This window comes from Paenibacillus sp. FSL R7-0312, assembly GCF_038004445.1.
GTDB lineage: Bacteria > Bacillota > Bacilli > Paenibacillales > Paenibacillaceae > Paenibacillus_AQ.
In genome coordinates, this window is the sequence record NZ_JBBORE010000001.1 from 93584 (window position 1) to 114154 (window position 20571).

Consider the following 20571-nt stretch of genomic DNA (forward strand, 5'->3'; position numbering starts at 1 on the left):
CTTGATTAACAAATGCTTTTGCAGCGCAGCTTTAGCGGATAAAAGCGTAAAAAATCTTCTCGGTGCATAATTATGCATAAAAGACGAATAAGTTCTTATGCATTGAAAGCGTTCCATTTATTTTCCTGCCATAGATATGGTACTTTTTTTACCCATTTAGTTTTCTGTATAAGCCAAAAACGCCCCCTCGGGGGCGTTTTTGTGTCCTCATATTTACAAGGAAAATTGTTCCATTATACAGTCAAAACTTGTTCACTTTTCAGCAGAGCCTCATTACCGCGGTCACGGGTCATGAAGTAGGTGAAGGTAAGGGCCAGGAATACTATGCCGTAAGCGGCCAGCAGTCCGGCATCATTCCACATCGAGCTGAAGTCGCCAGTAGAGATGACTGCCTTGAAGCCTTTGACACTGTAAGTCATCGGCAGCAGCGGATTGAATATCTTCATCCAGTTCGGAATCAGCTCCAGCGGGAATGTACCCGCACTCGTAGTCAATTGGAAGATCAGAATCAGGATGACTACGAAACGGCCCGGCTGGTCAAGCCAGGTTACGATCGCCTGGATCATCCACATGAAGGCAAGGCTGGTAATGAAGGAGAAGGCGTAGAACAAGCCTACACTCTGCACTTCAAGGCCCAGGCCGTACAGAACAATCAGGATGGCGAGCAGCGCCTGGAGCAAGCTCATCATGGAGAACGTAAGGGTACGGCTCATGAACCGGTTGAACCGGCTGGCTCCGATTACTTCAGATTCTCGCATCGGAATAACAATCGTACAGATCAGTGCGCCTACGAACAAACCGAGCGACAGGAAGTAAGGGGCGAACCCTGTTCCATAGTTCGGTACCTTACTGACCTTCACTTCTTCAATCTGTACCGGCTGGGCAAACATGGATACCAGCGCATCGCTCTTGTTCACAGCATTAGTCTGCGTTGCGGCATCGACCAGCTTGCTGGCCAGCTCACCGGAGCCTGCTTTCAGCTCATCCAGACCGTCCTTGAGCTGACCTGCTCCGTCACTCAGCTGCTTCGAGCCGTCAGCTACAGAGCTGAGGCCGCTGCCAAGCTGTCCTGCGCCGCTCAGCAGCTTCGCCGTTCCGGCTTCAAGCGCTTTGCCGCCGTCTGCCAGCTTCACTCCGCCTGCGGCCGCTTCGTCCAGCTTCGCGCCGAACTGCTGCATGCCTGCCGACAGCTTAGCGCCGCCTGCCGCAAGTGTGCCCGCGCCAGCCGACAGCTGCTGCTGTCCTTCCAGCAGTTGTGCGCTGCCGGCGTTCAGCTGCTGCGCTCCGGCATGCAGCTGCGTTACACCTGCATCAAGCTGCTGGGAACCGCTGTGCAGCTGATTCGCTCCCTGCACCAGCTGCTCCTGGCCGCTGTGCAGTGCCGTTGCTCCTGCCAGCAGCTGCTCCTGGCTCTGATCCAGCTGTGCAGTGCCAGTGGCCACTGCTGTACTTGCCGCCAGCAGCTTCTGCACATCCGGGCTTGCCGCAAGCTGCGGATTTGACTTCGCCAGTGCCTGCAGACCGTCTGCTACCGCTTTGGCTCCGGCTGCCGCTTTCGCGCTGCCTTCCTTCGAAGCCGTAAGACCGGCTTCGAGCTTCGCGCTGCCTTCTGCGGAAGAGGTCAGGCCCGCTTCCAGCTTCGCGCTGCCTTCCACCACCGACTTCGTGCCAGCCTGCAGCTTGGCAGTTCCGTCTACAGCCGACTGTGTGCCGTCTTTAAGCGAAGCCGCTCCGGCTGCAGTCTTCTGCAGCCCTGCGTCAAGCTGCTTGCTGCCGGCTGCCGACTGAGTCACACCATCCTGCAGCTGCTTATGGGCTGCGGACAACTGTTGAAGCCCTCCGGCCAGCGTGCTGCTGCCGGCTTCCAGAGCTGCTGCTCCGGTATTCAGATCCGTCACACCCTGGGTAAGCGGGGCTACGCCACTCAGCAGCTTGCCGGTTCCTTCAGTCAGGACAAGCAGATTGTCCTTCAGCTTAAGCGCTCCGTCATCCAGCTTGGTGGCACCGTCAGCAAGCTTGGTGGCGCCGTCCCCGGCTTCACCAAGGCCGCTGGCGATATCCGTGATTTTATCAAATACAGATTCGGTATACGCTTCTGTAATCTTGGCGGACACTTTATTCTTGATATCCTTCACTGCCGTGCCGCCGATCTGGCCAGCCAGGAAGTTGTAGCCTTCATTAGGCTCGTAGATGATTTTGGCCGGCTGCGGATCCGCATCCAGCAGGGTAGTAGCTTTGGCCGAGAAGTCTTCCGGAACAATAATCGCCATATAATAGGTGTTGTCCGCAAGTCCGGCTTCTGCTGCTTCACGGCTGACGAAATTCCACTTGAACCCGTCCGTCTTCTTCAGCTCCGCCACCAGGTCTGATCCGGCGCTCAGCTTGGAGCCCTCATAATCAGCGCCTTTATCTTCATTTACGACAGCCACCGGAAGCTCGTTCATTTTGCCGTAAGGATCCCAGAATGCTTTCAGGAATAATCCGCTGTACAGTACAGGAATGAACAGAATGGCAAACATGGAAATACGCATCTTGGGATTCTTAAAAACCGCGCCAAGATCCTTGATAAACACGGATAAAAATTTCATTCTGGTTCTCTCCTTCTAATCATATGCTCTCTTTAAAATGCTATAAATTCCTCTGAAATGATATTTTCGTGAATGTTACAGTAACACCGATTGACCATTTTCCCCACTCAGTCAGTCTAGAGCAAAAAAAATTGCCTGTTCACATCAGGGAAAGCGCAGGTTCGCAGGGCGCCGTCCCTATACCGGACTTAAATTCTACTGTGACAGGCCTTCTGCCAAAAATAAATGAAAGTAGCATTTAATCTGCTCTTTGGTCAAAGGCACATGCACCTTGCTCAGTTCAGCAGTAAGTACGATATAAAGCCTGAACATTACTACCGAGACAATCTGGGGATCGCAGGGTTTGATCTCCCCTTGACGGATTGCCTGTTCCACCTCCCGTTCCAAATATTCAAGTACGACACTCTCGATCTTGTCGAGCCCATCACCGGCCTGCGGCGTTCCGAAATCACGACTTTCCTGGGACAGCTTGATGAATAGCTCATGTTCGCTCCGAAATTCCAGCAGGGCGTCCAGCACGCGGTGCAGATTATCAAAAAACGGCTTGTCGCGTTTAATCTCCCGCTCGGCGATTCTTTTCATCTCAATAATGACATCTCGCAGAATCTCGTCAAATAATTGTTCCTTGTTCGTAAAAAAGGTATAAATCGTCCCTTTGCCGACATTGGCAATCTTGGCGACCTGATCCATTGTAGTTGCCTTATAGCCGAATAATGAAAAAGATTTCGTCGCCGCCTGAAGCACCTGCTGCCTTCGATCTACCACAGCCACCCGTGCACTCCCTTTCGTCAGGAAATATCATTGCGTCCGCGTTATGACCAATTTACTAATCCGGTCACTCGGTCAAGACCAACTTTATCACGATGCTCCTGCCAATGCAATACTTATGCCCAACTTTTTTTATTTTATTGCAGTGTTTTAACTTTCTATTTACGTCTTATTTGTATAATGTGAGAAAAGAAGCAAAAACCCTAGTATAATATAAAAGAACATGTACATGGGATCTCGAATGAACCGATGAAGAGAACTCGTAATTCTACCCATGATGGAAAGTAGCAGGTGAACTTATGCGAAAGAAAAGAGTACTGCTGTTTTCGGAAGGCTTCGGCACGGGCCATACAGGGGCAGCCTATGCTCTGGCCGAAGGAATAAGACTGCTGAGTCCGGATGTGCAGTGCCGGGTCATTGAGCTTGGAAAATTCCTCAATCCTACGGTCGCACCATGGATTCTTTCCGCTTACCGCAAAACAGTCAGCAGCCAGCCTAAGCTGGTCGGCATGATGTATAAGACCCAATATCATAAATCACTGAACCGGTTGACTAAGCTGGCTCTTCACCGGATTTTTTATACACATGCCTCACAGGTCATAGAGCAGCTTAAACCCGATTTGATTATTTGCACTCATCCGATTCCGGCCGCAGTCATCTCCAGATTGAAGCAGCAGGGGCTGGATATCCCGCTCTACACGCTGATTACAGATTATGATGCGCACGGCAGCTGGGTGAACGCCGAAGCCAACCGTTATCTCGTCTCTACTTCACGCGTCAAATCGATTCTTACCGGACGGGGCGTATCTCCTGAGCTGGTGACGGTTACCGGTATCCCGGTGCATCCGAAGTTCTGGGAGCGCCATAGCAAGACTCAGCTCCGCAAGGAGCTGGGGCTCGCCGACATTCCTACCGTGCTCATTATGGGCGGCGGCTGGGGCCTGATGTTCGGGAAGGATATCATGAATTCGCTCACGGCCCGGATGGATGAGATCCAGCTTATATTCTGTATGGGCAGCAATGACAAGCTGGTAGCCAAAATGAAAGCCAACCCGCTGCTGGACCATCCCAATGTAAAGATCCTCGGCTACAGCAGCGAGATCAACAAATTAATGGATGCTTCCGATCTGCTGATTACGAAGCCGGGCGGAATGACCTGTACTGAAGGTCAGGCCAAAGGCATTCCGATGCTGTTCTACAGCGCCATCCCGGGGCAGGAAGAGAAGAATAGCCAGTATTTTGTAGAGCTGGGGCTGGCCGAAGTGCTGGATTCGGAAGTGGTGAACAAATGGTTCTCCATGCTGCTGCATGAATATGCCGGACTTGAATTACAGCGGAAACGCCGGACTTCCCCGGAACGCCAGCAGCCTCAGCATTGTGCAGCTACTGTGCTCCAGCTGCTGGGCAAGCCCGCCAGCCAGGCTGTTGCCGAATCCGAGTCGTGGAGCTCCCCCTCACAGGTGCGCAATGAAGAGGCCGTCTATGTCACCCCGTAAACGGCCCCCAGGTGAACAACAACATAAAGAACCTCCAGCCACTGGTAAGCGTGGATTTGGAGGTTCTTTTGCATTACATTAAGATGAGAATGCAGCGGAAACCTTCTCCGCGCGCAGCCAGCGTGAATTCGGATGGCAAGACTGTAACAATGATTATTTGTAGAAGGTATGATTGCCGATGGTCTTAAGGAGTGTACGTGAATGATGCACAGTAAGATCCTGCGCGAGTGTCAGCGATAAGAAGAAGTACGTGTCATCCGTAACTTCCTTAACTCCCATAAGTGCAGCATTAACAGCCTTGATACTGTCTGCGTTAGGTTTCACACGCTTTAGACGGCCGTTGGCGACAGGACTGAATTGGCTTTTCTGATAGATTACATCATGAATGGTGTCGGGAAAATTGGCTGACCGCAGCCGGTTCAGAACAACGTTGGCAACTGCCACCTTGCCCTGGTACGGTTCGCCTTCTGCTTCTGCCATAACGATTTTTCGCAGCAGTAGCAGGTCTTCTTCGGATACGGCGTAGCTCCAGGTGGCTTCAGCTTGCTGCTCCTGGCTTAGTAGCTTAGTCCGAGAGAAGAACAATGTTGCGGGGGGATGTTGCTGAGTTGCCGCTTTGACTTTATTTACGCTCGTTGTCCCCTTGGCCGCTTTCTTCAGCGCTTGCGCCGCTGACGGCGTTGCTTTCACCACAGTTACCTTAGCTTTAGGCTTAGGCTGAACGGCGCCCGTCTTCGCAGCCTCTTGACGCTGCAGCTTCTCGGGGCTTAACCATCCGGCGCTTACCATGCGGGCCCAGGTGTGGACCGGTTCGGCAGCTGTGGTGTAAAGCATGGGAATCATTGTGCTGGATGAAGGGCTTGTCCTATATACAACGGATGCAGCTTTCGGAACACTGGGCTCCAGAGACTCATGGCCGGCAGACTTCAATTTACCCATTTCTATTGCATTCTCCCCGGTAGCAGCAGATCCTTCGGGGTTCATCAAACTTATCGCTGAGAAAGACACTAGAATTACACTAACCAGCAGCGCAATACAGCGGCTCTGTTTAAATATTAACATTATTTACCTCCTATTTTACGGCACACTCCTATTGTATGTAACCGAAAATGGAAGCTTTGAAAACTTTCTTGTCGATTTATGTTGAGAAAAATGTAAATTTTTCGGTCATTTCATACATAGGAATGGCATGCATCCTGGTAGCATACACCACAAAAGCATCCACCGTCCAGCCTAAGTCTGGAAGTAAATTGCCTGCGGGACGTCCCTTTGCCCGTAAATTTTCCAGCCGTTCCAGCGTAAACGGCTGCTCCTCACGGTATTTGCGGGCCACTGTCAAATGGGGATTATACGTTCGCGTTTCTGCTGTGAACCCTAGCGGAAGTGTCGCGGAAACCACCCTTTTCTGCAGCTCCCTGAGCGGCTCGAGCTCTCCGGAAACCCCCGTCCAGAGCACTCTTGGCGAGTCCGGGAGGCCGAATGTCCCCCATTCTCCGAGCTTCAGCTGAAAGCCTTTGCTTGACGAGGAAACTTCCCGGAGCGCCTCGAACAGGGCCGAGATATCCTCCTTCGGAGTGTCGCCAAGAAATTGCAGCGTAATATGGAAATCTTCAAAATGTGTCCATCTGGCAAATTTAAGTCCGGAAGACACGCGGGCAGACTCATTTTTAAGATAATAGCGCAGTGCTTCCGGCAAAGGTATCGCGATAAACAGACGCTCAAATTCTTGCTCCGGCTCCTTATGTTCCATTCTAATTTCACCTTTCCAGGCAGATTTGTTATGCTTATTCTATACTTATCGTCCATTTCTCTACTGAAATGTAGAATAGGAGGGAACCAACATGACAAAATCCATCGTTTGTATGCAGCATCTATCAGCCGGGCAGCAGGAGCTGATCCGCGCCGCTGCACCAGATTATACTCTTACCCTCGGAGATTCCAGGAATCCGGACCTTGAGCTGCTCTCCGGTGCGGAAATTATCATCGGCTGGGGAAAGGGCATCAGAGATACCCTTCTGCGCCAGGGTTCACCGCTGCGCTGGGTCCAGGCCTGGTCTGCCGGTGTGGAGAAACTTCCGCTCGAAGCCATGCATGAACGCGGGATTCTGCTGACGAATGCCAGCGGTGTTCATGCCGAACCGATTACTGCCGTTATCTTCAGCTTCATGCTGATGTTCACCCGGAACATGCATACCGCTATCCGCAACCAGCAGGAACGCCGCTGGCATTCGGATGGACAAGAGAGTGAATTGACCGGCAAGACGGCAGTGATTGCCGGAACCGGCTCCATCGGCAGTGAAACCGCCAGAATTGCCAAGGCTTTCCGTATGAAGACGATCGGTGTGAGCCGTTCCGGCCGGCCGGTTGACGGCTTCGATGAGGTCTTCACGACCGGACAGCTGAAGGCTTCCCTGAGTGACGCCGACTTTATTATCAACACTTTGCCGATCACCGACGAGACGCAAGGACTATTCGATGCAGACATCTTCTCCGCTGCCAAGCAGGGGGCTTATTACATTAATATTGGCCGCGGAGCGACTACCAATACGGACGATCTAATCTCTGCGCTGCACAGCGGACAGCTTGCCGGTGCCGGACTCGATGTCTTCGAGAAAGAGCCGCTGCCGGAGGATCACCCTCTGTGGGGAATGGAGCAGGTCATTATGACCCCTCACTGTGCCGGAGTAACCGACCGTTACGCGGACCGGGTAGTGGATATTTTCGTTGAGAACATGAAGGCCTATCTGGAGTCCGGAACGCCTTCACTCAATCTGGTCGACTACAGCCGCCAATATTAAACCTCTGCCGCCTGAGCTGGCGAGCTGGCTGCGGGGTTGCTGGATTTCAACTATCAGGATTTCAACGATATGATTTGAACTTGAATATCAACTATTCCGTAGAGCCCTGCGCCAGCAAGGCTCCTGCACTTACAAGTCTATGGAGAATAATTAGCTGTGCGGAGTGAATTGCAGTTACGTTAATTGTACTTCCTGCAGTTTTTTTCTAGAATATGCAGATTTTAACTGCAGAGGATGCAATTAAAGTCCTGGCAGCGCAATAATGGATTAGTTTAGTTGCACAATACATTTAGTTAGCATTTTGGCGGCGCGGGTCTCGTCATCGATTAGCCAGGAGTTCGAGCCATGGGTTCGAGCTAGGAGCCGGGGCCATCCGAAAAATCACCTATTCAAGCTGAAAAGCAATATAGCTTTGCTCCCAATGCTTTATCCCCAAGACAAAAAAACAGCCTCTGCAAAACTAAGCAGAGGCTGTTTTTTTATTCCCATCTCACTATATAAGAAGAATTAAGAGTGCAACAAAAAGAGCAAAGGATCGGAGGGGGATTTTGGAACTGTAGGAGCGCTAGCGTCCGCCTTTAGGGTTGGATTTCTACTGCGAACAGCAGTTTAAATCAGGAAATCCAAACCTAACAGCGGCCGGAAGTCCAAATATTCACCGTAGTGACGCGCGTGCTTTAAGTGAATATCTTTAATTCAGCCTATATAGCCCCCTCACACTTGAAACCGAGTAACAGACTCCTTAAGCTCAGTAAGCAGCAGCTTCAGATGTTCGATACCGTTGGCCACTTCCGTAGTCGCGCTAAGCTGCTCGTGGGCCGAAGCTGAAGTCTCTTCTACACCGGCCGCAGATTGCTGGGCGAGTGCCGAGATATGCTGGCTGAACTCGTTCATGGTTTCACTGGCTCCGGTCATCTGCTCCAGATCCTTGGCCATTCCTTCCACCGTGAGCGCCATTACCCCCACCGAGCCGTTGATATCGGCCAAGGCTTCGCCTGTCTCGACAATCTGCCGGCTGCCCTCTTCTGTCTTCGCCACGCCGCCGCGCAATTGTTCAACCATCGCTCTGGAGTCATGCTGGATTCCCTGTGTAATTCCGGTAATCTCCGCTACGGTCCGCTGCACATCCTCCGACAGCTTGCGCACCTCCTGTGCTACTACCGCGAAGCCCCGGCCGCTGTCACCGGCTCTCGCCGCCTCAATGGCCGCATTGATCGCCAGCAGATGCGTCTGCTCGGAGATGCTGCGGATGGAGCCCACAAGCCGGAAGATCCCCTCGTTCTTCCGGTTCAGCTCCTCCACCGTGTCCATAGACTGCGACACAGCGTCCGCAATCTGGTTCATTTGTGCCACCGAGCTCTCCATGAGCGCTTTGCCTTTTTCACCCTTCTGCCGCACCTGCTCCGAATGAAGCGAGAGGTCAGTTCCCCTGCCGGCAAAATTCTCAATTATAGCATTTAATTCCTCTACCGCCTTAGAAGCATCAACCGCTGCTTCGGCCTGGCTTCCGGAGGCTTTGGCCAGCTCTTCCATGGTCAAGGCAATCTGGCTGCTGCCCTCCTTGGTATCGGAAATCGTATGCATCAGCTCATCGCCCTGTTCCGAAATCACCTCGGAGACATTCCTGATCCGGTTGACCATTTCCAGCAAGGTACGGTTAGTTTCGTTAACGGTCTTGGCAAGCTGGCCGATTTCATCCATATTGCCGATCAGGGTATCCTCTGCAGTCAGATCACCGCCGGAGATCCGCTGCAGGTGTACGGTTACCTTTTTGAGCGGATTGATCATGGTCTTACGGATCACCATGTTAATCATTCCGATGACTACCAGGACAATCAGCACAGTTGCAATACTCAACGTAAGGGAGGTGCGGAAAATCTTCTCGGAAACCTTGCCCTCACTCGCTGCTTCATCCTGAGTGTGTGCAACAAGCGCGCCCAGATCAATCTGCATCGAATTAAACGCCTCAACCCCCTTGTGGGATACCTCCAGTGCTAATTCCTCGTCATTCGAGCTGCTCAGCAGGATTGCCTGATTGTTGACGGTCAGGAACTCTCCCCACTTCCCGACGAGCGACTGTAATTGCCCCAGCTCCTGCTCTCCGCGCAAGGTGAGCTTGTACTCCTTCAATGTATCTGACACTTCGCGGATGAATTTGGCCCGTTCTTCCGCCAGTGTGCTTTTCTCTGCGCTATCCGTACTCAGAATATGCTGCATGCTGATAGACATAACATGCTCTGTCAGGTAATTTACATTGTGGATTTTATCCAGTGCGGGAATGCTCTGATTAATAATATCGCCTGTGTTCTTCTGCATACCGTTCATTTGATAGAGCGAGACCCCGCCGGTAACCAGAACCAGTACTGCCAAAACCGCATAACCGGAGGCAATCTTGAATCCAATACTTTTACTGCCTTTAGCTACAGCGGTCTGGCGCACCTTTCTTGTTCGGCTCGCCCATTGTTTAACTGCACTTTTCAGTTGTTGACCCTTGCCCATATACGCGCGCCTCCTCAAGCTTTTTCCGAAAACATGACTGGAATTCCATTCACTTACATTCCATTTTCATAAAAGAACAAAAAAAAAATAGGTTGCTAGTACTATTTCGGCAAAATACCTAAAAAATTTTATATGTATATCCACATCATATAAAAAACAGTACCCGCCAGCCAAACCGGCTGACAGGTACTATAGACGCAGCAGTATGCCCTAATCCAGATCGTAAATCGAGCCTACCTTCAGCCCGTACAGCTCATTGTAGATTTTCTCGGCAAACGCATCGGTCATTCCGGCGATATAATCAATCACCATATGCTCCCAGGTCCAGATGGGCCTGCCCGACTTCTGATCCTTCTCATACCGCTGCAGCCAGTCGGTCGGAATAATACTCCGCGAGGTCTCGGGATCAAGGAAGGCCTCCCACAGCCGCCGGAGAATCCATTCACTGCGTTTCTGCAGGCGCTGCACACGCAAATCGCGGATCATCGTTACCCAGGCGAAGCTTTTGAGCACACTGACCGTCCGCAGCATATCCTCATCCTCCTGGCCTTCCTTGATGAAGGTAACCTTCTTCCAGTCCCCGTCCTCGATAACGCCGAGGCTGGCGACAAAAGTACTGACCCAATAAGCTTTCACTTCACGACGCGTGCGGGAGTAGTCATTCTCACAGGTCGGCATTTTCTCCATCCATACCCGGAGGAATGAGCTAAGCACTTCCTCCACCTTGGCGCTGATCGCCTCCGCCTGCCAGCCTGACCAGAAGGCATCCTCCAGCGTGGTGATCTTCTCTACAATCAGCCGCTGGCTGTATTCGTCGTGCATGAAATGCTCGTGTACCTCTATCTTGCCGGCCTTAATGCCGTCTTCGAGGTCGTGGGCTGAATAGGCTATGTCATCGCATAAGTCCATAAGCTGTGCTTCCAGCGTCTTTTTGCCTGCCGGAACCCCCCACTGGGTACGGATCTCGTTGATGTACTCCCATTCATGCAGGTACATGCCCTTCTTCAGCACAGTACCGGGAAACGGATATTTGTTAATGCCCAGCAGCACTGCATCGGAGAGGTTCAGTCCATCGATATTCTCGCGTTTCTCCAGAAACATGATCAGGCGGAAATTATGGGCATTGCCTTCAAAATGTTCATATTTACGCTTCATGCTCTCATGGATCGTCTGCTTCTGAACCGGACCGGCCCCGGATTTCGCGGCTGCCTCTGCCGTCTTCTTGGCAATCAGCCCTTCGAGCAGACTGTCCAGCACCTCTTCCCCCTTGTGCCCGAACGGCGGATGGCCGAAATCATGCGCAATGGCCGCACATTCCACGACCTCCGGATCAATAACCAGACCTGGGTTCTCAGCGGCCCCCGTCTCTACCTCAGGGTAAGAACGCAGCAGACTCTTGGCCGCTTCACGGGCAATCTGCGCCACCTCCAGCGAGTGGGTCAGCCTTGTGCGGTAATAATCTCCGGTGCCTGCACCGAATACCTGTGATTTGCCTTGCAGCCGTCGAAAGGTCGGCGAATGGATCAGACGCGAATAATCGCGTTCATATGCGGCTCTGGACGTTTCCAGCCGGGTAATTTCCGGATATTGCCTATGCTCTCTTTTCTCAATTAGTGTCATCTCCGCTGCCCCTATTCCATTGATCTGTATTTAGTATCTCATTATAAGTCATTTACGGCAGAACTTTCACTCTAAAATGCGACCGAAACAGTTTCTGGTTCAGATGATTACTTTCACCTTTATCATTAACCTTCCAGTTCCCTCTACATAAAATGCATACTTCCCGGGGCAAATGGAGCATTCTAAGGCTCAAGCAGCGCAGGAACGGCTTATAAAAACACAGGGTGTGGAGTGAAACTTGAGACGCATGAAAAGAGGAATCCGAATCACTGCCGCGGCCCTTGCAGCGCTCGCGCTTATAAACGGCTCTGCAGACATTGCCCTCGGCAGCCCGAACAGGGCCAAGAACCGCTATTATTATGAGGAACGGGGCGACATGATCTGGGAGGTGCAGACCAGCCAAAAGGTTATTGCACTCACCTTCGACGACGGCCCGGACCCCTACGAAACGGATGGTATTCTGGAGGTACTGCATGAATACAATGCGAAATGCACTTTTTTTGCAATTGGCAAACGGATCGCCGCTTATCCCGAGGTCGCCAGACGCGTCATTAATGAAGGCCACGAGCTTGCGAACCATACCTATAATCACGTTTATTTCAAAAAACCGGTCTCCGGGAAGCAGATTCAGGAGGAGCTGGAGCTGACGGAGAAGGAGATTGTCAAAGTATCCGGCAAACACAGCAGCCTGTTCAGACCGCCGGGCGGAATGTACGACGACACGATGATTGATGTGTCCAACAGCATGGGCCTGAAGCCGGTGCTCTGGTCCTGGCATCAGGATACCCGCGACTGGAACCGCCCCGGAGTCTGGAGCATCTCCAATAGAGTGATCCGCAATGCCAAGAGTGGCGATATCGTCCTGTTCCACGACCATGTCCATGGACAATCGCAAACGAAGGAAGCGCTGAAGATCATCCTGCCCGAGCTTGAGAAGCAGGGGTTCCGGTTCGTTACCGTCTCCGAGCTGATCACGTTATCCGATGCGCAGCAGGTGAAGACAGAGCGGCACGGGACTTATTGAAGCTCCGTCTTCCGCTCTCCGCCTGCTGTCCGGGGGTTTCTTAGATTGCGCAGGTCCACAAAATAAGGTAGTCTTGAGCATTATAAGCATTATAATGGCTACCTGTGACTACTGCCGCAGTGCATCCCCTGGGAGGGTTTAATTCATGTCCGAGAATACTTCCTATACAACCGAGGAAATCGCCCGGTTACTCAAAATATCCAAACTTAAAGTCTATGATCTGATCAAAAAAGGAGAGCTGCCCTCCTACCGTGTCGGCAAACAAATGCGTGTTGACCTCTCTGATCTGGAGGCATACAAGCAGAACTCCCGCAGCAGCGGGGCCTATGGGCATCCACTCCCCGGCGGAAGCGGATTACAGGAAATACAGCCGCTGCAGACGCCCGCTTCCTTCGCGGCTCCGTATCAGGCCTTCGCCCCGCCGCCGCCCCACACCGGCAAAAGCACCAGTATGAATGTGGTCATTACCGGCCAGGATATGTCGCTTGATATTCTGGCGACCTATCTGGAGCGTACGCTGCCGTCCACCCGCCCGCTCCGTTCGTATGCCGGCAGTCTGGACAGCCTGATTGCCATGTATCACGGGGAATCGGATATTGTCAGCACCCATCTCCTGGATGGGGATACCGGCGAATATAATCTGCCTTATATCCGCAAGCTGCTTGTAGGCTTTTCTTATAAAGTAGTACATCTGCTATCACGCAGTGCCGGGTTCTATGTGCGGAAGGGCAACCCCAAAGGCATCCGCAGCTGGAGTGATCTCCGGCAGAGCGGGCTGACCCTCATCAACCGCGAACGCGGCTCCGGGGCCCGGGTGCTGCTGGATGAGCAGCTCCGCCTGCTCGGAATTCCATCCGCATCGCTGGAGGGCTACGGAACCGAAGAGAATAGCCATCTGGCTATAGCCGGAATGGTGGCGCGGGGCAGTGCCGATGTGGGCATCGGCACCGAGAAGGCCGCCAAGATTATTGACGGCATCGACTTCATTCCGCTCATCAAGGAACGCTACGATCTGGTCATGGTCAAGAAACCCGAGAATGAACAATGGATCAGCACGGTTATTGATATTCTGCGTTCATCCGCCTTCCAGAATGAGCTGAAGTCCATTCACAGCTATGACCTGACCGAGACTGGAATTATCATTTACGAGACTTGAACTAGCGGAACAGCAAAGGGACGCCCGGCGGAGATATACCACCGGGCGTCCCTTTTCACTGCATCTGTATGTCAATTGGGCATTCAAGCCTTACTGCTGCATCCGGTCTACAATCCCGGTGAACAGAATACCTATCGCTGTAGCTCCGGCATCCGGGTGGCTGAGGCTCCGCTCGCCCACATAGCTTGCCCTCCCTTTGGAAGCGATGATGTCTTTGGTGTGCTCGGCTCCCTGCACCGCCGCTTCTGCCCCCTTGCGCATGCTAATCAGCAGGGCGTCGCCATTCTCCGCACTCTTCCGCTGGGCTTCAGCAGCAGGAATCAGTGCATCGAGCAGCGTCTTATCGCCAAGCTTCGCTCCGCCCCGCTTCTGAATCCCTTCCGCCGCATGCTCCAACAGCTCGGCAAGTTCAAGTCCGCTTAGCTCTGTCCGGCCCTTGGCGTATTTCGCCGCGCTGCGGAAGGCTGAGCCCCAGATTGGACCCGAGGCGCCTCCGCAGTGCTCAATGATCACCATCCCGCAGGCTTTGAGGAATTCACCGATTTCCTCCTGCGGCAGCTCCTCCCATTCCAGCTTCAGCTGCCGGAAGCCTTTGGCCAGCGACATGCCGAAGTCCCCGTCTCCGGCAAAGGAATCCAGTTCACAGAATTCGACTTCCTTCTCAATGATAAGCTTTGCCATCTCATCGATCATCACTACTATATCAGCTGTAAGCAGCTTCTCCATTGCTTCCGCCTCCTAACATCTATAAGCTGCCGTCTCCGCGCTATAGTCGAGTGCCTGCTTCAGCTCATCATCCAGCTTCAGCAGGGTGACCGATGCTCCCGCCATATCAATCGCACTCATATAATTGCCGACAAAGGTCCGGTATACCCTAATCCTGGCTTCCTCCAGCAGCAGGCTGACGGAACGGTTCAGAATGTACAATTCCTGCAGCGGCGTTGCCCCGAAGCCGTTAATCATCAGCGCAACCTCTTCCTCCGGGTTAACCGGCATATCGGCAAGCAGCGCCCGCACCGCCTTCACGGCCAGTTCATCGGCCGGAACGAGCTTTTCCCGGGCAATACCCGGTTCGCCGTGAATGCCTACACCGAATTCGATCTCATCCTCTCCAAGCGCGAAGGTTGGTGAGCCTTTGGCCGGCACGGTACAGGAAGTCAGCGCGAAGCCGATCGACCGGACATTGCGTACTGTTTTCTCCGCGATGGCCTTGACCTCCGGAAGTGTATCTCCGCGTTCTGCAGCCGCTCCGGCGATTTTATGCACAAACACCGTTCCGGCCACGCCTCTTCTGCCTGCCGTTGAGGCATCGTCTGCCACGGACACATCATCGTTCACATACACTTTCTCCACAGAAATATCATCGTCCTCGAACGCCATCTCCGCCGCCGCATCGAAATTCATGCAGTCGCCGGAATAGTTTTTGATGATCAGCAGCGTTCCTTGGGAGGATGCCGTCTTCGTAATCGCGTTGTAGACCTGAATGGTCGAAGGAGAGGCAAACACATCACCGCATACCGCCGCATCAAGCATTCCCTTGCCTACGTATCCGCCATGGGCCGGCTCATGTCCGCTGCCTCCGCCACTGATCAGGGTGACTTTGTCCGGGTTCAGCTCTTTACGCGTAATGATCCTGTATTTCCGGTTCCACTCCAGCAGCTCCGGATGGGCAAGCACCATGCCTTCGATCATCTGCACGACTACATCTTCAGGGGCGTTGATGATCTTCTTCATCTGGCTTCGCCTCCGCTTCCGCCCAGCCGGTCCGCAGCCAGAATGGCCGCATATACATCATACTTCGTAACCGGGAACGGCATATTATGAATGGACTCCCCTTCGGCACAGGCTCTTTCGGCCACCGGCATCAGCCGGGCTTCACTGATATCGGTAACACCCAATTCCTTCAGGCAGGTAGGTAATCCGAGCGACTTGCAGAAGCCAAGCACCGTGTCCAGTTCTTCCTGCGGCGCATTCTCCAGCACCATGTGCACCAGCGTGCCGAAAGCCACCTTTTCCCCGTGATAATAATGATGAGTCTCCTCCAGAAGGGTCAGCCCGTTATGCACGGCATGCGCTGCCGCAAGTCCCCCGCTCTCGAATCCAAGCCCGCTGAGCAGGATATTCGTCTCGATAATATTCTCCAGCGACTGCGTAACCACCTTGCTGTCATTGGCCGCTTTGGCCTTCAGTCCGTCCTCCAGCAGTGTTTCGTAACAGAGACGGGCCAGCTCCATCGCCGCCTTCGTGCTTACCGCCCCGGAATTGTTATAGGTGAACCCTCTGACACAGGATCTCGCCTCAAAAAAGGTCGACAGCGCATCCCCCATCCCGGCCACCAGAAAACGAGTCGGTGCATTGGCAATGATTCCGGTATCCACCAGCACCACATTCGGATTCTGCCGCGCATACAGATAGGATTCGAACTCGCCATGCTCCGAATAAATTACGGAAGAGCCGCTGCACGGTGCGTCGGTCGCCGCAATCGTCGGCACGACAATAATGGCAATTCTCGCCCGGTTGGCGATGGCTTTGGCGGTATCCAGCGCTTTGCCGCCGCCGAGGCCGACAATGACGTCACAGCCTTCTGCCGCTGCGAACTGTTCCAGCCGGTCAATCTCCTTCAGTGTACATTCCCCGCCGAACCCGCCGGTTACGAATTCGAATCCGCCTTTGGCAACCGCTTTGTCCAGGTACTCCTGAACCCGGGCCTGATCATCCTTATGCGCCACCAACAGCGCTTTCCGTCCATAGATCGTTACATAGTCCCCGATGTTGTACAGCTCATCTTTGCCCTGAACATATTTAGAGGGAGAGGTTAGTATTTTTCTCATTTCACAGCACTCCTTAGGCAGGATTTGTAAACGCTTCCTACTCAGTATAAACGCTTTGCTGCTGTTTGGCATTGCACGATCTTGTATAGAACTATTCCGTCATTTCATCCTATAAACTCCCAGCGCAGCATGGATTATGCACGGCTCTTCAGGCGGTAGACCGCCGGTGTTTCTCCTGTAGCTTTTTTGAAGGTCCGGATGAAATACCCGCTATCCTCAAAACCCAGCGAATATGCGATGCTCACCACAGATTCTTCCCCCTCCACCAGACTACGTTTCGCTTCCTCCAGCCTAAGGCTATTTATATAGGAAGAAAAGGTGCTGCCCGTCTCCTGCCGGAACAGCCTGCTGAAATAATCCGCGCTGATCCAGCATAACTGGGCCATGTCCGCCAGTCTCAGCCGCTCCCGGAAATGCCCATGCATATGCTCCAGCGCTGGCTTCAGCCTGAGGCTCCCGCCTATTGTGCCCGGAGCCTGCTTCCTGTCAGTCGGCCCGTCCACCTCTTCCTGTACCAGTTGCCGGGGAAGCTCATGTACCAGTGCTGCTTCTTCTGTAAGCTTCACATCCGCAGCAGCTGCAGAAGTGCCGAATACATAAGTCCGGTTCCTGGCGCCTACCCTGCCGGTTATATAATGGCTCATGTGGGTGACCAGACGGGCTACGGATTCGATCCGTTCATAAGACATCACCGGAAGGCTCCGGTAATATTCCTCCAGCATGCTGTCATGCTCCCTCTGATCTGGAGTGCTGGTTGCGCTCAGCATATCAAGCTTCTTACCGGTATCCTGTGCGGGAATAGAGATCTGCCCCAGCATAATGGAGCCAAGGTACTTGCTGCCGACTACCAGCGGTACCGCCATATCCACAATCCCCATATGGCATTTATAGACATAGGGGCGCTGCATACTCTGTGCGGCATATCCCCCGCGGTAATCACAGCTCTCACATAACCGGGAGGACTGGGTGGCCGATCTCATCGCTCTGCAAAAGTCCGTGCATTTGCTGTGCCGAGTCACCGGCTTGCCGCCAGCATCGACGGTGAGCACAGCCATATCCGTCACCGCAGCAAGATCGTCCTGAATGATCTGCAGCGCCTGTGTATCCACGACATCCTCAAGCAGTTCCAAAGAGTTCCGCATAGAGTCCCTCCATAATCATTCAAATTATATCTAAAATTATAACATGATAACGGTTGCAACAACTATATTGAAGATTGGAATCTTATTTTTCACACTTTAAAACAGTCTCATTTTTATCCACTTTTCAGACTCGTCCAGAAGGTAAGCTTTCTTGCAATGCTACTGCGGCGGCTGGGGGACAGATAGTCGCAGGGAAGTAAGCATGGAGTCCGTTTATCCAGCCAAAGTTGATTTTGGCCAGGAGTAAGAGTTGCCCTAGTCGCACCCGGTCCGTTCTCAAACAACCTGGCAGAGTTAGAACCCCCTGGACTTAGCCGGTCCTGCCAGCATTCCAATCGCAACGAACAACTAAAACAACGCCCACCCCGGTTCAGGATGGACGTTGTTCATTTCAGCCTTTATGATTTGGAACCGGTATGTACAATAACATCCCGGCTATAGCTGCCCCCGGCAAACTCCAAGCCTTCCGGCTCTTTCTTGCGCGGCAGCAGTGCTTCAGCAATGATATTGCCGGTATGATCAAGGTAGCCCTCCACCTCTACACTGCCATGGTATAAGCAGATTTCATCTACTCTATCTCCCATTACAATACGCAGGGCCGTTGCCTCTTCAGCAGATAGCTCGTTCCCGTTCATCCGTGCAGGCAGGGGCTCAATGGTCACCTTAGGTTTCTCCGTTCCGAACGGAATGGCAAGCGTTACGATTGCCGTCCTCCCCGTCACAGTTAGCGAACGCTTCACCACCGGACTCTCAGCATACTCCCCCTGCTTGAAAATCAGTCCCGGCTCAAGCACCAGCTGGTCCTCAGCGTGGCCGGCCGGCAGATGCTTCAGCAGCAGATTGGCCTCCGCCAGCTGTGTGGATACTTCCCCGCTGTGGCAGTCATACCCCGCCCCTCCGGTAGGCAGATGAAAATACTGCTCATAATGGTGCTGCTCCTTCGCTTCAAACAGATCCACGATCAGCCAGTAGCTGTTCTTGATGAATAGCACCTTGCGGGAATGGATCACCGGATCATCGTAACGGGTATATCCGTATTGGCTCGCAAAGGTGTAGTCATACCCTTCATTAAACTGGGTATCCCAGATTCTGCAGCTTGCCGTAGCCGGCGTATTCCAGTGAAAGCTGCGGACATGCTGGTCCTCGCCATCCACCACTACCGTGTTATGGGCGCGGGTGGATACGGTGTACTTGCGTTCCTTGTTCCACTCGAACAAGCCCATGCCTGAATCCGCCAGCAGCTCGCGCCCTCCGGCGTAGAGTACCAGGCTCAGCGCATCCGAATGGGCATGTCCGCCCACTCCAACACCTGCACGCATCGCCATGTACATGTCTTCCCGGCTCCAGCCCTGCCTGGAGGTAATGTAACCTCCAATCGGGAAGCAGGCTGCCGTTTCGGCAGGCTGCTTCGCCTTCAGCTGCTCATATTGCTGCACCGCATCCGGCCCTACTCTCCAGAGCAGGGAGAACGGCAGCCGCTCATGCCCCAGCGCTTTGAAATCGCCGCGCTGATACAGATAAGCGCCTAGGCTCATGACATTGCGCAGCTCGCTGACCACCTGCACATCGGTATCGCCGAATTTGACCAGCTGTCCGTCGGGAGCCAGCAGATGCATCGTCACAGTGAACATCTTCTCCAAGGTGTCGCGATACTCCCCGGCGTCGATTCCAAGCTTATGGAACAGTGCCACCAGTTCATACAGATCGCGCATCACGATCAGATGATAATTAGGACTGCCTTCGAACTGTACCCCATCCGCATATACGTTCTGGCGGATATATCCCGGCAGCTCACGCAGCCCGTACTCCAGCCATTCTGCGGAATCCTTCAGCTCCGGCAGGAGCAGCGCCGTCTGGATCAGCCCCCGCAGCTGCATGCAGACATGATTGCCGCCGCCGGCATGGTATTTGCGCACATACTGCCCGTGCTCCTGGAAGGACTTGATCAGCTTCAGCTTAACCTCAGGCTCGAACGCAGGTGAGCTGAAGAAGATGATGAAGGCTTCCGGCAGCATAAACAGCCGCACCCCGACAGACAGCGGGTCCCAGGTCGAATGCTCGGAACGGAACGTATCATCCACCGGCACCCTATTATCATCGATGAAGTCGCTGATCATGTCATTGAAGCATTTGGCGTATTTCTCATCACCGGTCAGCGCATAAGCTCTGGACAGATGCTTCACATATACGAACCGGGTCAGATGCAGCTGATACTGTGAGCTGTCATACAGCCAGCTGTTCCAGTCATAGGTGCCGCGCGGAAAGACCACTCTTTTCCCTTTGAATAGCGGGATATCCCCTTCTACGATCCGGTCTGCCTCAGCGATTGTCTGCAACGCTTCCTCCTCATGGCCGTAGTAGCTTGCGGCATACGCCTGAAGCTTGGGAACATCCTTCACTTCAAAGTAATATCTCCCGTTGTTACCTGCTGCAACGACCTCCAGATAGGCATTCCGTGCAGCCAGGACATCACCTGTCTTCAGCTGTACGGCCACACCGGCAAGCTCAGGTCTGCTCAAGTCCAGCATGGTGCCGAGGAATTCTTCATCCGACAGCTGCGGCTTTGTATATATAGGATTATGGCGCAAGTCTTTATACCCAATCGTCATTTGAACCCTCACCTTTATTGGTTTAACGGATCTGATCCGC

General features: G+C 53.1%; 13 protein-coding genes and 1 pseudogene. 4 read left to right on the forward strand and 10 right to left on the reverse strand.

Going from position 1 to position 20571, the window contains the following annotated elements; translation table 11 throughout:
* Positions 1 to 233: 233 nt before the first annotated feature.
* Both MKX70_RS00435 and MKX70_RS00440 read right to left on the reverse strand, forming a co-directional pair.
* Positions 234 to 2588 (reverse strand): YhgE/Pip domain-containing protein, encoded by a 2355-nt coding sequence (locus tag MKX70_RS00435; RefSeq protein WP_042232943.1) that lies wholly within the window; start codon positions 2586 to 2588, stop codon positions 234 to 236.
* Positions 2589 to 2783: 195 nt separating this feature from the next.
* Positions 2784 to 3359: a TetR/AcrR family transcriptional regulator gene (locus tag MKX70_RS00440; protein WP_039302173.1), complete on the reverse strand. Its 576-nt coding sequence runs from the start codon at positions 3357 to 3359 to the stop codon at positions 2784 to 2786.
* 296 nt (positions 3360 to 3655) lie between these two features.
* Between MKX70_RS00440 and MKX70_RS00445 the strand changes: the two genes are divergently transcribed.
* On the forward strand, positions 3656 to 4852 hold the full coding sequence (locus tag MKX70_RS00445) for an MGDG synthase family glycosyltransferase (RefSeq protein WP_340839343.1): 1197 nt from the start codon (positions 3656 to 3658) through the stop codon (positions 4850 to 4852).
* A gap of 153 nt (positions 4853 to 5005) precedes the next feature.
* On the opposite strand, the gene MKX70_RS00450 is transcribed toward MKX70_RS00445, so the two are convergent.
* Together MKX70_RS00450 and thpR are read right to left on the reverse strand one after the other, a co-directional pair.
* The gene (locus tag MKX70_RS00450; RefSeq protein WP_042232939.1) at positions 5006 to 5914 is read right to left on the reverse strand and encodes a cell wall hydrolase; all 909 of its coding nucleotides are present in this window, start codon (positions 5912 to 5914) and stop codon (positions 5006 to 5008) included.
* Positions 5915 to 5990: 76 nt separating this feature from the next.
* Complete coding sequence (gene thpR / locus MKX70_RS00455; RefSeq protein WP_042232936.1) at positions 5991 to 6602, reverse strand: RNA 2',3'-cyclic phosphodiesterase; 612 nt, start codon at positions 6600 to 6602, stop codon at positions 5991 to 5993.
* 91 nt (positions 6603 to 6693) lie between these two features.
* Between thpR and MKX70_RS00460 the strand changes: the two genes are divergently transcribed.
* Positions 6694 to 7650: a D-2-hydroxyacid dehydrogenase gene (locus MKX70_RS00460; RefSeq protein ID WP_042232934.1), complete on the forward strand. Its 957-nt coding sequence runs from the start codon at positions 6694 to 6696 to the stop codon at positions 7648 to 7650.
* 714 nt (positions 7651 to 8364) lie between these two features.
* Here MKX70_RS00460 and MKX70_RS00465 read toward each other — a convergent pair.
* A complete protein-coding gene (locus MKX70_RS00465; protein WP_340789946.1) occupies positions 8365 to 10149 on the reverse strand; it encodes a methyl-accepting chemotaxis protein in 1785 nt (594 codons plus the stop codon).
* Positions 10150 to 10359: 210 nt separating this feature from the next.
* A complete protein-coding gene (locus MKX70_RS00470; protein ID WP_042232929.1) occupies positions 10360 to 11769 on the reverse strand; it encodes a deoxyguanosinetriphosphate triphosphohydrolase family protein in 1410 nt (469 codons plus the stop codon).
* 247 nt (positions 11770 to 12016) lie between these two features.
* Here MKX70_RS00470 and MKX70_RS00475 point away from each other — a divergent pair, with 247 nt between their 5' ends.
* Positions 12017 to 12793, forward strand: coding sequence for a polysaccharide deacetylase family protein (locus MKX70_RS00475; protein ID WP_340841609.1), 777 nt, complete (start codon positions 12017 to 12019; stop codon positions 12791 to 12793).
* Positions 12794 to 12938: 145 nt separating this feature from the next.
* Positions 12939 to 13949 (forward strand): substrate-binding domain-containing protein, encoded by a 1011-nt coding sequence (locus MKX70_RS00480; RefSeq protein WP_042232926.1) that lies wholly within the window; start codon positions 12939 to 12941, stop codon positions 13947 to 13949.
* A 90-nt stretch (positions 13950 to 14039) separates the two neighbouring features.
* Here the strand turns inward: MKX70_RS00480 and dhaK are convergent.
* The 4 genes and pseudogenes from dhaK to MKX70_RS00500 all read right to left on the reverse strand — a co-directional run bounded on the left by dhaK (position 14040) and on the right by MKX70_RS00500 (position 20531).
* A pseudogene (gene dhaK, locus MKX70_RS00485) lies at positions 14040 to 15683 on the reverse strand (dihydroxyacetone kinase subunit DhaK).
* Positions 15680 to 16780, reverse strand: a complete 1101-nt coding sequence (locus tag MKX70_RS00490; RefSeq protein WP_042232919.1) for a glycerol dehydrogenase — start codon at positions 16778 to 16780, stop codon at positions 15680 to 15682. The pseudogene dhaK and the gene MKX70_RS00490 overlap by 4 nt, the downstream one beginning before the upstream one ends.
* A 134-nt stretch (positions 16781 to 16914) precedes the next feature.
* Positions 16915 to 17922, reverse strand: a complete 1008-nt coding sequence (locus MKX70_RS00495; protein WP_042232917.1) for a PocR ligand-binding domain-containing protein — start codon at positions 17920 to 17922, stop codon at positions 16915 to 16917.
* Between the two features lie 398 nt (positions 17923 to 18320).
* Complete coding sequence (locus MKX70_RS00500; protein WP_042232915.1) at positions 18321 to 20531, reverse strand: alginate lyase family protein; 2211 nt, start codon at positions 20529 to 20531, stop codon at positions 18321 to 18323.
* Between the last annotated feature and the right edge of the window lie 40 nt (positions 20532 to 20571).